Source organism: Bacillus sp. NMCC46 (assembly GCF_002998465.1).
Lineage (GTDB): Bacteria > Bacillota > Bacilli > Bacillales > Bacillaceae > Bacillus.
Genome location: NZ_PVQZ01000018.1, coordinates 1 through 1,024, shown reverse-complemented (window position 1 = coordinate 1,024; position 1,024 = coordinate 1). Strand labels below are relative to the sequence as shown.

Here is a 1,024-nt window from a genome sequence, read left to right as displayed (position 1 = left end):
ATCAGGTTGATAGGTCTGAGGTGGAAGCGTGGTGACACGTGGAGCTGACAGATACTAATAGATCGAGGACTTAACCTTTATTCTAATGTGAAGCTTGAACATTGTTATCTAGTTTTGAGAGAACATTCTCTCCATCAGGTTTGGTGGCGATAGCGAAGAGGTCACACCCGTTCCCATACCGAACACGGAAGTTAAGCTCTTCAGCGCCGATGGTAGTTGGGGGTCTCCCCCTGTGAGAGTAGGACGCCGCCAAGCTCTTCTAAGGATCAGTTCCATACGGAACTGGTCTTTTTGTGTTGCTTGAGAGGATATTTTTTTGATTGCACTTGTTTGATGAACGTGCGGCACTCCAACTCATTTACAAGTATGTGAGACATTTTAAATCAAAAAGATAGAACGTTCATCATATTATAAATCCTTGTTATGAAAAAACTAGTAGAGAGATAGAGTATTAGATTATAGAAGGGGACTGTATCAATCTTTATAGTTAACTCTATTCTAATATCTATAAAAACTGTACCTAAAGTTTGATTCCAAGGAATACCTATACCATGAAAGCATAAAAATAATAGGCTGCTGATATTTCTGAAGGAATTGACCGTTTTTAAAGAGAATATAGAGAGGAGAACTTCAGCTGATAAACGTTGAATGACAGCAGTTTGAATGGAGAAAATGACGATCATTTGCTAAAAGAAATACCAATGAAAATTGAAATAAAATTTTTTTAATATAGCCTTTACAAATGACGAAAACCTGTATATAATAATCTTTGTCGGATCGAGAGATTCCTACATAGTGGAGGATTAGCTCAGCTGGGAGAGCATCTGCCTTACAAGCAGAGGGTCGGCGGTTCGAGCCCGTCATCCTCCACCATATTTATTCTTACATAATGTTAGGATAGATAAAGCCGGTGTAGCTCAACTGGTAGAGCAACTGACTTGTAATCAGTAGGTTGGGGGTTCAAGTCCTCTTGCCGGCACCACTTTCATATGGTAAGATAGACAAGTCGCTTTTAAAGAGAGCC

2 tRNA genes and 1 rRNA gene are annotated in these 1,024 nt (G+C 39.6%); all 3 read left to right on the top strand.

The features are described from left to right. The first annotated feature begins 139 nt into the window (after nt 1–139). Nucleotides 140–255: ribosomal RNA gene (gene rrf, locus C6Y01_RS18815) — 5S ribosomal RNA — on the top strand. Between the two features lie 542 nt (nt 256–797). Next, nucleotides 798–873 (top strand) — tRNA-Val (locus tag C6Y01_RS18810). A gap of 33 nt (nt 874–906) precedes the next feature. Further along, nucleotides 907–982 (top strand) — tRNA-Thr (locus C6Y01_RS18805). The last annotated feature ends 42 nt before the right edge of the window (nt 983–1,024 follow it).